This is a genomic window from Sulfurospirillum cavolei (genome assembly GCF_001548055.1).
Classification (GTDB): Bacteria; Campylobacterota; Campylobacteria; order Campylobacterales; family Sulfurospirillaceae; genus Sulfurospirillum.
Genome location: NZ_AP014724.1, coordinates 1 through 12,813, shown reverse-complemented (window position 1 = coordinate 12,813; position 12,813 = coordinate 1). Strand labels below are relative to the sequence as shown.

Annotated in this window: 11 protein-coding genes, 3 tRNA genes and 1 other RNA gene; 5 read left to right on the top strand and 10 right to left on the bottom strand. The window is 39.6% G+C overall.

The window, feature by feature from the left end; all coding sequences use genetic code 11:
* Positions 1-10: 10 nt before the first annotated feature.
* From UCH003_RS00075 to UCH003_RS00065, 3 genes are all read left to right on the top strand, one after another.
* Positions 11-98: transfer RNA gene (locus UCH003_RS00075), tRNA-Leu, on the top strand.
* Positions 99-117: 19 nt separating this feature from the next.
* A tRNA-Cys gene (locus UCH003_RS00070) sits at positions 118-191 on the top strand.
* A gap of 26 nt (positions 192-217) precedes the next feature.
* Positions 218-305 (top strand) — tRNA-Ser (locus tag UCH003_RS00065).
* A gap of 82 nt (positions 306-387) precedes the next feature.
* Here UCH003_RS00065 and UCH003_RS00060 read toward each other — a convergent pair.
* Positions 388-1,011: a tetratricopeptide repeat protein gene (locus UCH003_RS00060; RefSeq protein ID WP_060824931.1), complete on the bottom strand. Its 624-nt coding sequence runs from the start codon at positions 1,009-1,011 to the stop codon at positions 388-390.
* A 9-nt stretch (positions 1,012-1,020) separates the two neighbouring features.
* Positions 1,021-1,689, bottom strand: coding sequence for a hypothetical protein (locus UCH003_RS00055; RefSeq protein WP_060824930.1), 669 nt, complete (start codon positions 1,687-1,689; stop codon positions 1,021-1,023).
* A 125-nt stretch (positions 1,690-1,814) separates the two neighbouring features.
* Here UCH003_RS00055 and UCH003_RS00050 point away from each other — a divergent pair, with 125 nt between their 5' ends.
* Complete coding sequence (locus UCH003_RS00050; RefSeq protein WP_060824929.1) at positions 1,815-3,005, top strand: multidrug effflux MFS transporter; 1,191 nt, start codon at positions 1,815-1,817, stop codon at positions 3,003-3,005.
* On the opposite strand, the gene UCH003_RS00045 is transcribed toward UCH003_RS00050, so the two are convergent.
* Positions 2,952-3,938, bottom strand: coding sequence for an A/G-specific adenine glycosylase (locus tag UCH003_RS00045; RefSeq protein WP_060824928.1), 987 nt, complete (start codon positions 3,936-3,938; stop codon positions 2,952-2,954). The genes UCH003_RS00050 and UCH003_RS00045 overlap by 54 nt on opposite strands.
* Positions 3,923-4,597, bottom strand: a complete 675-nt coding sequence (locus tag UCH003_RS00040; RefSeq protein WP_060824927.1) for a uracil-DNA glycosylase — start codon at positions 4,595-4,597, stop codon at positions 3,923-3,925. The genes UCH003_RS00045 and UCH003_RS00040 overlap by 16 nt, the downstream gene beginning before the upstream one ends.
* Positions 4,598-4,648: 51 nt before the next feature.
* Between UCH003_RS00040 and ffs the strand changes: the two genes are divergently transcribed.
* An RNA gene (gene ffs, locus UCH003_RS00035) (signal recognition particle sRNA small type) lies at positions 4,649-4,746 on the top strand.
* A 20-nt stretch (positions 4,747-4,766) separates the two neighbouring features.
* Here ffs and UCH003_RS00030 read toward each other — a convergent pair.
* The 6 genes from UCH003_RS00030 to dnaA all read right to left on the bottom strand — a co-directional run bounded on the left by UCH003_RS00030 (position 4,767) and on the right by dnaA (position 12,654).
* Entirely contained in the window at positions 4,767-5,978 is a 1,212-nt protein-coding gene (locus tag UCH003_RS00030) for an HD domain-containing protein (RefSeq protein ID WP_060824926.1), read from the bottom strand.
* Positions 5,972-6,367, bottom strand: a complete 396-nt coding sequence (gene queF, locus UCH003_RS00025) for a preQ(1) synthase (protein WP_039671798.1) — start codon at positions 6,365-6,367, stop codon at positions 5,972-5,974. The genes UCH003_RS00030 and queF overlap by 7 nt, the downstream gene beginning before the upstream one ends.
* On the bottom strand, positions 6,354-7,769 hold the full coding sequence (locus UCH003_RS00020; protein WP_060824925.1) for a GGDEF domain-containing protein: 1,416 nt from the start codon (positions 7,767-7,769) through the stop codon (positions 6,354-6,356). Before UCH003_RS00020 ends, queF begins: the two co-directional genes overlap by 14 nt.
* Complete coding sequence (gyrB, locus tag UCH003_RS00015) at positions 7,769-10,081, bottom strand: DNA topoisomerase (ATP-hydrolyzing) subunit B (protein WP_060824924.1); 2,313 nt, start codon at positions 10,079-10,081, stop codon at positions 7,769-7,771. The genes UCH003_RS00020 and gyrB overlap by 1 nt, the downstream gene beginning before the upstream one ends.
* Positions 10,082-10,106: 25 nt before the next feature.
* Entirely contained in the window at positions 10,107-11,174 is a 1,068-nt protein-coding gene (gene dnaN, locus UCH003_RS00010) for a DNA polymerase III subunit beta (protein WP_060824923.1), read from the bottom strand.
* A gap of 154 nt (positions 11,175-11,328) precedes the next feature.
* The gene (gene dnaA / locus UCH003_RS00005; protein ID WP_060824922.1) at positions 11,329-12,654 is read right to left on the bottom strand and encodes a chromosomal replication initiator protein DnaA; all 1,326 of its coding nucleotides are present in this window, start codon (positions 12,652-12,654) and stop codon (positions 11,329-11,331) included.
* Between the last annotated feature and the right edge of the window lie 159 nt (positions 12,655-12,813).

The following is a 12,813-nucleotide window of genomic DNA, read 5'->3' as shown; positions in this document are numbered from 1 at the left end:
GAAATGCGTTGCCCGGATGGCGAAATTGGTAGACGCAAGGGACTTAAAATCCCTCGGGAGTTTTTCCTGTGCCGGTTCAAATCCGGCTCCGGGCACCACCTGATTTAAGAATTCGGTGGCGATATAGCCAAGCGGTAAGGCATGGGCCTGCAAAGCCTTGATCCCCGGTTCAAATCCGGGTGTCGCCTCCAAAATTTGCAACTATGTTTCTTCGTCTCGGGAGATGGCAGAGCGGTTTAATGCGGCGGTCTTGAAAACCGTTGAGGGTAATACCTCCGGGGGTTCGAATCCCTCTCTCCCGGCCACTACTTCAAAAACCCCTAAAATACGTCTTGTTAAAATACTAATTCAATTCTTAAGTGCAAAATAACACTTATAATTTTTCTATCACTCTTTGAGCAACAGAGCGTTTTTGCATCCGAGATCAAAACCCATCGTGCATGCTTGAGAGAACAACTCGATTGCTTTTTGTCTGTTTTGAACCACGCCTTGCCCGTCACGGTACATCACGCCTAGATTAAAGCAACTTTTTTCATAACCTTCATTGCATGTTTGTTGAAAAAGTTTTGCGGCTTCAACAAAGTTCTTTCGTACGCCTTCGCCTTTATAGTACATAAGCGCGGTCGAATAGCATCCTCGCGTATGCCCTTTTTCACAAGCTTGATAATAAAGCGTAAACGCCTTTACCGTATCTTGCGTAACACCTTCGCCTTTTTCGTACATTATGCCAAGATTATAGCAACTATCGACAAATCCACCCTCACACGCTTTTGCCAATAACCTCATCGCTTTTTGATCGTCTTTATAAACGCCCACACCTTCGTCGTACATCAGCGCAAGGTTATAGCATGCTTCCATCACATTGTTATCGCAGGCTTCTTCGAAAAAGAGGCTTGATGCCATGTAGTTTCCTTTTTCATAAGCACCGAGTCCTTCGCTTAAAGCATCGGCGTGAAGCATACCGATACTAAAATAAAACCCTATCGCGATTTTAAAGATAAAAGCTTTCATCGTATCTCCTTAATAATATTTGCCCTTGTACGTTATTTCGTCAAACAACAGCTCTTCTAAGAGTTCGGGAAAAAGGCGCATAACGATGAACAACGCCGTATTATTGGCAATAGACATCGGCGTATTTGCCGTGGAAATCGCTTGATCAATGTAGCTTTGATCCTCTTTGGAAAAACGTTTGATCGAATAAATAAAATCTTTGATCGTCTCTTTGGCCGAAGCATCGTTTGCACTTGTTGAAAATAATTCGTGCAACCGTTTCAAATCCCAAATAGAAGACGCAAAAATCTCTTGGATACTCGGTGTCGCCAAAAATGCGCTAAATGCCGTTTTGACGTCAAAATCGATAATCTTGCTCGGTTTATCGTTTCCGATAAAAAAGATTTCCTCGCGCGTTATTTCTCCGCCGTAAATCTGTTTTTCTTGAAATCGATGTGCAATAAAAACCGCCCGTTTTCCGATTCTTTGGCTAATTGCATCGCTACATTTGAGTTTTTTCCATGCAAGTTCGAGGTACTCTTTGGGAGGATTTTTCCCGTTCAAAATAACCGATTTAATGGCATTTTGCTCACTTGCGTCCACACCCTCGACCGTAACATTCGCGTGGTTTGCCGCTTTATCGTTGCAACCGAGCAAAAGCCATGCCGTAATCAAAAGGGTTAACCATTTTCGTAACATAGACGCTCCTTGACACGTTTGACTTTATTGTATAACGCAACGACTTAAAGCATTCAAAAGGATTTTATTAACATTCAATTTAACCTAATCGCCTATAATCTTTTAAAAAATTACGGAAAAAAAGAATGTCCCACTCTTTAAGCGAACGTCAGCTAATCCTTATTCTCGCCTCTTTATCGGCAATTTCTCCTTTGTCGATCGACATGTATTTACCGGCATTCCCCTCCATCGCAAGCGACCTTCATACTTCCATACCCAACGTTGAATTTAGTCTCAGTCTTTTTTTCTTCGGTATTGCGATGGGTCAGCTTTTCGGTGGGCCGATTTCGGACGCTTACGGAAGAAAGCCGCTGATTAGTATTGGATTGATTCTTTTCGGACTCAGTAGCTTTGCGCTCATTTTTACGCACGATATTACGCTTTTTTGGATTTTACGCGCGATTCAATCTTTCGGCGGCGGTATTGCTACGGTTAACGTATCTGCAACTGTACGCGATCGATACGAGGGTAAAGAGAGTGCGCGCGTCTTTTCACTGATTGCTATGATTATGCTAACCGCACCGCTAATCGCACCTACGCTCGGTGCTTTATTTTTAAAACTTTTTTCATGGCGAAGTATTTTTGTTTTTTTGTGCGTTTATGCCTTTATGATTCTTACAATCTACTTTTTTTTCTTTCCCAAAGGTGTACAAACCAGCACGAAAATAACTCCTTTTCAAAATTACAAACGCGTTTTAAGCCATAAAACGGCGATGGTTTTGATCGTATCGCAAATATTGTGCTCGTCCGGGATGTACACGTTCATTACCTCTTCGTCGTTTATTTATATGGAACATTTTCATATCGGAGCGACGCTTTTTTCGTTTTTCTTTGCAAGTAACGTCATCTTACTGATGCTGACAGGTAGGCTCAACGCCCATCTTGTCAAACGTATCGAGCCTTTTTATCTTTTGCGTTTCGGTATGGTTTTGCAAGCATTTTTGGGTTTTTTACTTTTTATACTTCGCGATCAAAGCATTACTTTTATTTTCCCGTTGATTATGCTTTACATCGGCTCTTTAGGCTTTATTTTTTCCAACTCAGTTTCATTGACGCTAGAATTTTTCCCGAACATCAGTGCATCCGCGAACGCGATTATCGGCGTTTTACAGTACAGTATGGGTGCTTTGATGGGCTTTGTCGCAAGCTTTTTGCATGATGGAACGCTTTTACCCGTTATGGGCGTGATGATGGGCGTAAGTCTTTGCAGCGTAACGCTCTTTTTAGTCGGTGTTCGAAACGATGCTTTTCATCATCATGCTACGCCAGCATCGTAGTATTTTTTTATCGACCGTCGAGAGAGCTAACGAGGCTATTTCCTCTTCGTCAAACCAACCGTCAAATGTTTTGGTGCAACATCCCGGTTGAAACACTTCGAGTTCGAGTTTAAAATGACTGTAAGTATGACGGACGATACCCAAAAAACGACCTTCGGGTTTTTCATCCGTTTGCACAAAACCCCAAAGTCCGTGCAAAAGCCTCTCTTTACGTTGAATCAATCCTAATTTTCCTTCACAAATCACAACCGAAACAAACCGTTTTTTAATCGGAATTTTCGGTTTTTTAATGTTTTGAGGATAGTTTTCGGGGTATGTTTTACCTTGACATGTCAGTTTCATCGGACACGCATTACATGTAGGATTTTTAGACGTACAAACCATCGAGCCTAAATCCATCATCGCTTGATTATACTCAAAGGGGCGTTTCGTATCCAAAAGCTCCCATGCCTTTTGCCACAATACATTTTCATTCTTGACGTGTAAGGCAAAATAACGGCATAAAACACGCTTAACGTTGGCATCCAAAATAGGCAACGCTTGGCGATAGGCAAATGCACAGATTGCATGCGCCGTACTTTTTCCGATTCCCTTAAGTCCACCGAGTTCTTCGGGAGTTTTCGGCAAAACCCCCTGACATGTCAGTGCCGTATGATGAAGGTTTTTAGCCCGCGTGTAATATCCAAGACCTTCCCATGCTTTTAAAACATCGTCCAAAGGAGCTTCGGCTACACTTTGAAGGGTTTCAAATCGCTTTAAAAACGGAAAATAAAACCGCTCCAAAACGGTTTTAACTTGCGTTTGCTGAAGCATAATCTCGCTGAGATAAATACGATACGCATCGTCGGTTTGTCGCCACGGTAAATCGTGACGACCGTTAGTTTGATACCACGCGTAAAGGCGATCGTGAACGACGCTTAAGAAAGACACCATTGAATCGGTTGTTGTCGGGTTTGAATCAAATAGTCGTTACTTTTGGAAAATGGTTTTGAACCGAAAAATCCGCGATAACTTGATAAAGGTGAAGGGTGAACGGAACGCAAAATGAGATGTTTTTTTGCATCGATCAGCGAAGCTTTCGCACCGGCGGGACTTCCCCAAAGAATAAAAACAAGATGCTCTTTTTGCGCGCTTAGACGTTTGATAACCTCGTCCGTAAAGATTTCCCATCCTTGTCCGCGATGCGAATTGGCTTCGCCCGCACGTACGGTTAAAACGGTGTTGAGCAAAAAAACGCCTTGATTTGCCCATGCGCTCAAGGTTCCGTTTTGAGGGATAGGGCATCCTAAGTCATCGTGAAGTTCTTTGAAAATATTTTGCAAAGAGGGAGGATACGGCACGCCTTCTTGCACCGAAAAAGAGAGTCCGTGTGCTTGACCTGTTCCATGATAAGGATCTTGCCCTAAAATAACCACTTTAACTTTGTCAAATGGTGTATGATCAAACGCCGCAAAGATATTTTGCCCGCTCGGATAGATCGTAAAATGTTTTTTTTCTTCGAGCAAAAAAGCTTTTAAGGTCTCAAAATAGGGTTTTTGAAACTCGTCCAATAAAACCTTCTTCCAACTTGCTTCAATTTTAGGATCGACCATACGCTTCCTCTATGTTTTTTAAGAATTTTTGGGTAAAATACGCTTCGCCTTCTTCTAGACCTGTGCAACGTCTTCTAAGAGCATCGCTTCAGGGTGGGAACACAGCAGAGCACTTTTTTAAGGTGTGTGCCGCAGCCATCTGGAAGAGGGTTTTTATTTTATACTTCTTTTACGCTCCAAAATAGTTTTCAATTTCCAAGGCTAACTCGTAAAAATCGGCATTGCCCATTTTCCCTTTTTCTTTGAGCTTTTGACGAATATGTTCTTTACCTTGGATCAACTCTTTGGATTTGACGCCGTGCGAAATCGAAAGCGTAGCTTCGATAAATGCGGCTAAATTATCGCAATTTTTAAGTGCTTTACCGTCGATGGTATGGAATCGCTCTTCGTTGTATTCGCAAGGATCGTCGATCGCCGTTATTTCATGCTCAAAAATGCGATTCATAAATTCGTCTTTATGGTTGTCGCCGTACAAACCGAGCAAATACTTAAACTCTTTGAGTAAACCCTCGGGTAAATTCGGCAAAATTTCTTCTTCGATCATCTTAATTTCAAATTCGCTGATAATGTCGTCCAAACCGCTTACGGAATATTTGACCGGAGAGATAATATCGCGCGTTAAAGCTTCGGGAAGATCGTGGAACAGGGCACAAAAAAAGTTATTGACCAAACGAGTGTCGCACGCTTTGGCCGAGAGCGAATAAAAATAACCCAAAATCGCGACGATGAGCATGTGTCCCAAAACGGACGTTTCGGGAATGCGCGGCGTTTGCGCCCAACGTTTTTGAAAACGAAGACGTCCGCTTAGATCGATTACTTTCGAAATTTTCTTATTCATCGCCATTTTTCGAATGCTAATCAGCTCGTAATAATCCTCGATTTCCTCTTCGACCGCTTCTTTAACACGGTCGATATTGTTTAAAAATTGGCTCGTTTGATACACGATTGAAAATTCCCAACGCGTTGACATGTAAGAAGCTGCTTTTAAAATAAAACGCTCTTTTTTATACATAGAACTATCGCTAATATACGTCTCAAACCGTCGGTAAAACGCTCCGTTTTCAATTTCACTGAGCGAATCGTACAGTTGGGAAAGTACCCACGTATTAATCTCTTTTTCTTTTTTTTGAAGTGCTCTTCGAAAAACGTCAGGGCGAATATCGGTCACAACCACACGGCGCAAAAATTCGAAAATACCCGCTTCAATCAACGAACGCATATCGATACTTTCGTCACCTTCCATTTTCGCCACGAAATAAGCGATAATAAACTTGTGTGCTTGTTTGTCGAGTTCCACCAACTCTACCATACGCGGATAATCGTTCCAACGTTGAATAGACGCCGCGCCGAAAAATTGTTCGATGAGTTTTGGATTTAACATGTGCTCTCGTTTCGTACGACTTTAGAATCGATTTCGATAACGGTATGAACGTTTCCGCGCGGATTAAAATCGGCAACGACTTTGAGCCACTTGGGTTTGAGTTTTGTGTCTAAAAGATCGTAAATTTCATTTGCCGAATTTTCATGGCTGATATTACGATTCATAAAACTGTTGATGTAAAGTTTGATCGCTTTTAACTCGACCACCCACTCGTTTGGAATATAATCGATGTAAATTGTTGCAAAATCAGGATAACCGCTTCGTGGACACAAACAACAAAACTCCGGCAAGGTCAATTTAATAACGTAATTTTTTTTGTGTTGATTGGGCCAAATTTCCAAATCTTTTTCAACATCAAACTCTTTAATAATTTTTTCACCATATTTCATCTATTTCTCCTATGGATTTGGGCTTTGAGATATAAAATCCCTGTATAAAATCAGGTTCGTACGCTTTTGCTTTTTCAAAAAGAGTCTTTTTATCGACAAATTTTATCATAGTCCGTATATGAAGCGACCTTGCCAGTTCACTATAATGCTTGAGTAAAACACGGTATGGATCCGCTTCAATATTTTTGGTAAATTCAATATCAAATTTTATCCAATCAATCGTAAGATATTTTAAATACTCGAAACTCGCGTTATTTCCGCCAAAATTTCCAAGTGCGATTTTAAAACCGAATTCTCGGTAACTTTTAACAATTTCATTAAAACGCCCCATCTCTTCGTAACTTTTTTTTTCGATAATTTCGAGAATAAAACGATTCGGATCGATTTTGAGACGTTTAAAAAGCGTTTGAAGGTAACGTTTAAAAGCGGTATTTCGCAGTGAAACCGGCGAAATTTCAATGCAAAACAACGCATCGGTTTGTTCTAAAAGTGGTTTTAACTCTTCTAAAAGCAATCCAAAAACTTTTTCGTCGAACTCTTTTTCATATCCCGCATGGTTGACAATACGTTGAATTTGTTGCTTACTAAGAATACCTTGTTCTTGTAAATCGATACGCGTTAAAATTTCATACAGTTTTTGGGAACGGTCGTCGTATTTTACGCAGGGTTGATATTTAAAAAAAAGACGGTTTTCCTGAATGGCATGAACAATCATTTTATTCATAGCATCGGGTTTTAATATTACCGTTTCTTCTTCTTTTTTATCCGTTTCTTCGCTCAATAAAATCAATTTTTCAATGATGTTTTCCGTCGATTCGTCGTAATGTGCTCCAATCATCGCAAAATCGATTTTAACTTCGATATTATCGATACCGACATTTTGAATGCTTTTCGTAAAAAGCATCATAAAGTGTTTTAGCTCTAAAGAAGGATAACGCGTATAAAAAAGAAACATACTGTTACTGTAACGACCGATCGGTACGTTTTTTAAATGATGTTCAGTCAAAAACGCTTGTAATTTTTCAATCAATTTTTTCAAAACGCTATCACCGTTATTAAAGCCGTAGCGATCGTTAATATCACTCAAATTTTTGACATGTAATAAAACAATCAGTGTTTGATCTTTTTGTTTGATCTTTTCAATTTTTGAGAGAATTTTTGTTCGATTAAATGTTTTAGTAATCGGATCGATCAGCGTCGTTTGAAAACCGTAATAGATCAAATAAACCGTGTAATACACGTAAACGGGAATTAATAAAATGAGAAGAATAAAATTGAACGTATCGTGCTTAAAAAGCTGTGATGCATGAAAAAATATGCCCAAGAGAAGAAGAAAAGGAAAGGCAATTTTTAAGGCGGTAATAAATCGATTTTCTCTTTCTTTCTTCTCCGAATAGAGCATTAAACGTCCAAGTGTTTAACGTCTTTGGCGTGATCTTGAATGTATTGTCGGCGCGGCTCGACTTCATCGCCCATGAAAAGCGTAAAGGTTTCGCTTGCAAGTTCGGCATCTTCGACTTTAACTTGCAATAAACGTCTGTTTTCGGGATTCATCGTCGTTTCCCAAAGCTGTTCAGGATTCATTTCACCCAGACCTTTATAGCGTTGGATATACGCACCTTTTTTAGCATTTTTTTCAATTTCGTCTAAAATTTCAATCGGGTCGCGTCCTTCAAAAACGTCAAAATCGCGCTCTTGAATTTTGCCGTAAATATAACGTGCCTCTTCGTATAAAGCATTGCCGTAAAAAGTATCGTCTAAGAGTAACTCTTCCAAGCCGTCATTGGTTTGAATAAACAGATGAAGGCTCTCAGGCGTAATATAGTGGTTCAATAAATTGTATCCGACTTTTTGAATATACGCTTTAATCGCTTCGAAAAGCTCGTGTGAAGGAAGAGAAATTAAATCCGGATTTTCAATTAAATAACGAACCACTTCGATCATCGAAAAGCGTTTTTCAAGCTCTTTTAAAATACCGCGATATGCCGCAATAATTTTGAAATAATCGATTAAATCCGGTGTTCCGACGCCCTCAATTTCCATCGTTTCCAAACCCGACTCGATTAAGAAAGCATTCATTTCGGTATCGTCTTTGAGATAAATCTCTTTTTTACCCTTTTTATAGCGATACAACGGCGGTTGTGCCAAATAGACATAACCGTTATCGACGATCGGTCGCAAGAAACGGAATAAAAACGTTAAAAGAAGCGTTTGAATGTGGCTACCGTCGACGTCGGCATCGGTCATAATAATGAGTTTGTGATAACGTAATTTTTCTTCGTTAAACTCATCGCCGATACCGCATCCAAGAGCGGTAATCATATTTTTAATTTCATCCGATTTTAAAATTTTATCTAAGCGGCTTTTTTCAACGTTTAAGATTTTACCTTTAAGCGGCAAAATGGCTTGAAAAACGCGATCTCGTCCCTGTTTTGCCGAACCGCCCGCACTATCGCCCTCGACGAGGTAAAGTTCACAAATGGAAGGGTCTTTACTTTGGCAATCCGCCAATTTTCCCGGAAGCGTACCGATGCTCATGGCATCTTTTCGACGCGTTAAATCACGCGCGTTTTTAGCCGCTTCGCGACCGCGTGCCGCCATAAGGGCTTTATTCATAATGGCTTTAGCTTCGATCGGATTTTCTTCAAAATATTTAACCAACTGTTCGTAGACCAATTTTTGAACGATCGGTTTTACATAAGAACTACCGAGCTTTCCTTTGGTTTGTCCTTCAAATTGCGGTTCGGGGACTTTAACGCTCACAATAGCGATCAAACCTTCGCGTACGTCATCGCCCGTAATTTTGGCGTCTTTTTCGCGAATACCTGCGTTTAAAGAGATATAATTGGTAATGGCTCGCGTCAAACCGGCACGAAAACCGCTTTCATGCGTTCCGCCGTCGATGGTTTTAATATTGTTGACAAACGAATACACGATCTCGCTGTAGGTCGAATTGTACATCATCGCGATATCGACTTCTACGTCTTCCACGCTTGCCGTATAATGAACCGCTTCGGCAACTTTTTCTTTTTTGTTAAGATCAAGGACAAACTGTCTGATACCGCCCTCAAAATGATACGTTTCGGCGCGTCCGTCACGTCCGTCTTTAAGTTCGATTTTAATTTTAGGATTTAAATAGGCAAGTTCGCGAAAACGCTGCGCTAAAATTTCAAATTGAAATTCAACGGTTTCAAAAATCGTAGCATCGGGCCAAAATTCAATCGTCGTTCCCGTTCGGTTTGTAGTTTTAACAACATCTAAAGGCGTTTGAGGAATACCGCACGCAAACTCTTGGCGATGTTCGTTTCCCTCACGCTTAATCGTTGCAACAAGTTTAGACGAAAGCGCATTTACAACCGAAACGCCCACGCCGTGAAGACCGCCGCTCACTTTATAAGTATCTTTATCAAACTTTCCGCCGGCATGTAAGACGGTTAAAACAACCGTTGCGGCGGACATATTTTCGCCTTCATGCCAACCGACGGGAATTCCCCGTCCGTTATCGGTAATAATCGCCGATCCTTCGCGTGTCAATTCCACTTTAATATGATCGCAATAGCCTGCCATTGCCTCATCGATAGAGTTATCGACGACTTCGTAAATTAAATGGTGTAAGCCGTTGATATTCGTGTCGCCGATATACATACCCGGACGTTTACGAACCGCTTCAAGGCCTTTTAAAACTTTAATATTGTCTGCACCGTAAGTACTCATAATTTCTCCGCTTCTTTAATAATTCTTATATCATAATCGGCATAACGATCGTCATAAAATTTTCACTTTCTAAGGTAAAAGGAAGACCGCTATCGTTAAAACCTAAGGTAAAACTGTTGTTTTCGATGTGAGATAGAAAATCTAAAACGTAACGGCTGTTTACCGCAAGGTAAATTTCGTTTTCAAGTCCCGTATGAAAATCGATTTCCGTTTTTGCTTCAATGTTATCGTCGTTTAAACTCTCAAAAATAATCTTTTCGGATTGAAACGTGAGTTTAATTTCCGCCGAAATAATTGCAATTTGTTTGATTGCATCGATCATTAATTCTCGACTGAGCGAGAGTGAATAATTTTTTGTTTTAGGAATAATGCGTGCGTAATCGGGAAATTTACCGTTAATGAGCTTTGTGTAGAAGGTAAAATAGCTCGATTGTGCAATCAACGTATTTTCATCGTAGAAAATTTCGATTTCGTCGAAAAAGAGTTTTTGAATTTCCGAAATGGCTTTTTTAGGAATAATCAACGAAAAATTGTGTTCGGTTTGTTGCTCAATACTCATAACCGCCAAACGTTTTGTATCGGTAGCAACCAGATGAATCGTATTGTCTTTAATATCGATCAATGCACCGTTAAGTTCAAATTTTGGATTGTTCGTATCGATGGAAGGGGCAATTTTTTTAATTGCGCGTACCAAAGTCGCACTGTCGATGTTAAATTTCGGTTTGTTGTCGATTGCCGGAAAGATCGGGAAATCGGAAGGATTGAGCATCGGAAGTTTAAATTTGGAATGGCTTTGTTGAATATGAAGATAATCGTTAATTGTTTCAAGTACGATATCATCGTCTTTCAAACTTTTAATAATATCTAAGAGTTTTTTTCCGTTCGCACTGGCTTGACCGAATGTACTAATCAAAACTTCGGGAGTATGGTAACTCAAACCAATCTCATAGTCGGTTGCTTTGATAACGAGTTGATTTTCTTCCGTCGATAAAAGTACATGTGAAGTGATTTGACTCAAATCTTTTTTCTCAAGGTAAGGTTGAGTATTGAGAAGAATGTTTTCTAAAATGCTTTTTTTAATCGAAACTTTCATTGAGTCTCCTTTAATTATTTATTAAAATAGTTGAAGTAGTAGTTTGGGTTGAATGAGTGAAAACAAGATACATTATACCTAAAAATAGGGCTTTTTGTAGTGAAAGTTTTGGTTCTTGTTTTTCACATGTCATCACGTTTTTCTCTAAAACTTTTTATTTTTCTTTGGTCAAAATTTTATTTTTAAGATCTTCAACTTTGAGTTTAAAGGCTTCGTTTGTTTCGATTAGTTCGTTAATTTTTTTAATATTGTGCGAAACCGCCGTATGATCTTTCATACCGAAATACGATGCCAAGGAAGGCATGGAATTAGGGGTTAGGGTTCTGGCTAAATAAATGCCGATGCGTCTGGCTTCGACGATGTTTTTACTGCGCTTGGTCGATTTGATTTCGCTCGGTTTGATATTTAGGTCTTTTGCAATAATCTGAATAATATCTTCAAGACTGATATTTTCGCGGCGTTCTTTAATTTGTTCGCGCATAACGTTTTTCGCAAAATCAAGCGTAATTTCTTGGCGCATCAATAAGGCATAGGCATTAAGGTTAATAATAGCACTTTCGATTTCACGAATATTGTCGCCCATATTGGAAGCGATGTAATTGACGATGTCGCTGTTTAAATTGATGCCGTCAAGCTCACACTTTTTCTTGATAATCGCAATTTTCGTTTCAAGTTCGGGCAGTCCGATATCGGCGATTAACCCCCATTCAAAACGGCTTTTGAGACGATCTTCTAAACCGTTAATCATTTTAGGCGGTTTATCGGACGTTAAAACGATCTGTTTACCGGCCGAGTGCAATTCGTTAAACGTATGAAAAAACTCTTCTTGCGTTTGAATTTTGTTGGATAAAAATTGGGTATCGTCTATCAATAAAACATCGCAATTGCGGTATTTTTCACGAAATCGATCCATGGATTGGTTGCGAAGGTTATAGGTAAAATCGTTCATAAATTGCTCGATCGTTGCGTAAATAACGATTTTTCCTTTGGTTTGACAATAATTGCCTATCGCATGAATCAGGTGGGTTTTACCAAGGCCGGTCGGTCCGTAGATAAAAACGGGATTGTACATAATGCCCGGTTTTTCGGCGATGGATTTTGCGGCAGTATAAGCGTATTGGTTAGAACTTCCGACGACGAAGCTGTCAAACGTGTAGGAAGGATTTAAAATCGTATTTTTGACGTTTTTGATCGCTTCGATCATTTCTATGGAGCTTGATTTAACCTTGGATGTTTTGAGGTGTTCTTTGAGTACGACTTTAATTTCGGGTTTTTTCCCCGTTTTGAGTTCAAAAAGATGGGCTATTTTTTCGGCGTATTTGGTTTTAACCCAATTGGAAATTAAAATATTGGGAGCGACAAAAACCATTTGGTCTGAATTGGATGCTTTTTCGTTAAATTTAAGTTGTTTGATGTAGCGTTCAAATTCTAAAGAAGAGATCTCTTCTTTTAAGAGTTCAATAACGGTGTCGGCTAACAATCAATCTCCTTAAAAAAGTCTTCACATCGTGAATAACATGTGAATAAGTTTGTTTTATTTTAACCAAACTATTATTAGTTCCTTGTTAAAGCAAGTGCCGCTATAATGTGAAAAAAGTTATTCACACTGTGACAAAAGACGTGAATAAAGGACAAAAAT

Excerpts from the sequence above, each read along its gene's own strand:
- UCH003_RS00020 (WP_060824925.1), bottom strand. The coding sequence starts at position 7,769 with ATGCTCTATTCGGAGAAGAAAGAAAGAGAAAATCGATTTATTACCGCC.
- gyrB (WP_060824924.1), bottom strand. The coding sequence starts at position 10,081 with ATGAGTACTTACGGTGCAGACAATATTAAAGTTTTAAAAGGCCTTGAA.
- UCH003_RS00055 (WP_060824930.1), bottom strand. The coding sequence starts at position 1,689 with ATGTTACGAAAATGGTTAACCCTTTTGATTACGGCATGGCTTTTGCTC.
- UCH003_RS00050 (WP_060824929.1), top strand. The coding sequence starts at position 1,815 with ATGTCCCACTCTTTAAGCGAACGTCAGCTAATCCTTATTCTCGCCTCT.
- dnaN (WP_060824923.1), bottom strand. The coding sequence starts at position 11,174 with ATGAAAGTTTCGATTAAAAAAAGCATTTTAGAAAACATTCTTCTCAAT.
- UCH003_RS00060 (WP_060824931.1), bottom strand. The coding sequence starts at position 1,011 with ATGAAAGCTTTTATCTTTAAAATCGCGATAGGGTTTTATTTTAGTATC.
- UCH003_RS00045 (WP_060824928.1), bottom strand. The coding sequence starts at position 3,938 with ATGGTGTCTTTCTTAAGCGTCGTTCACGATCGCCTTTACGCGTGGTAT.
- UCH003_RS00040 (WP_060824927.1), bottom strand. The coding sequence starts at position 4,597 with ATGGTCGATCCTAAAATTGAAGCAAGTTGGAAGAAGGTTTTATTGGAC.
- UCH003_RS00030 (WP_060824926.1), bottom strand. The coding sequence starts at position 5,978 with ATGTTAAATCCAAAACTCATCGAACAATTTTTCGGCGCGGCGTCTATT.
- queF (WP_039671798.1), bottom strand. The coding sequence starts at position 6,367 with ATGAAATATGGTGAAAAAATTATTAAAGAGTTTGATGTTGAAAAAGAT.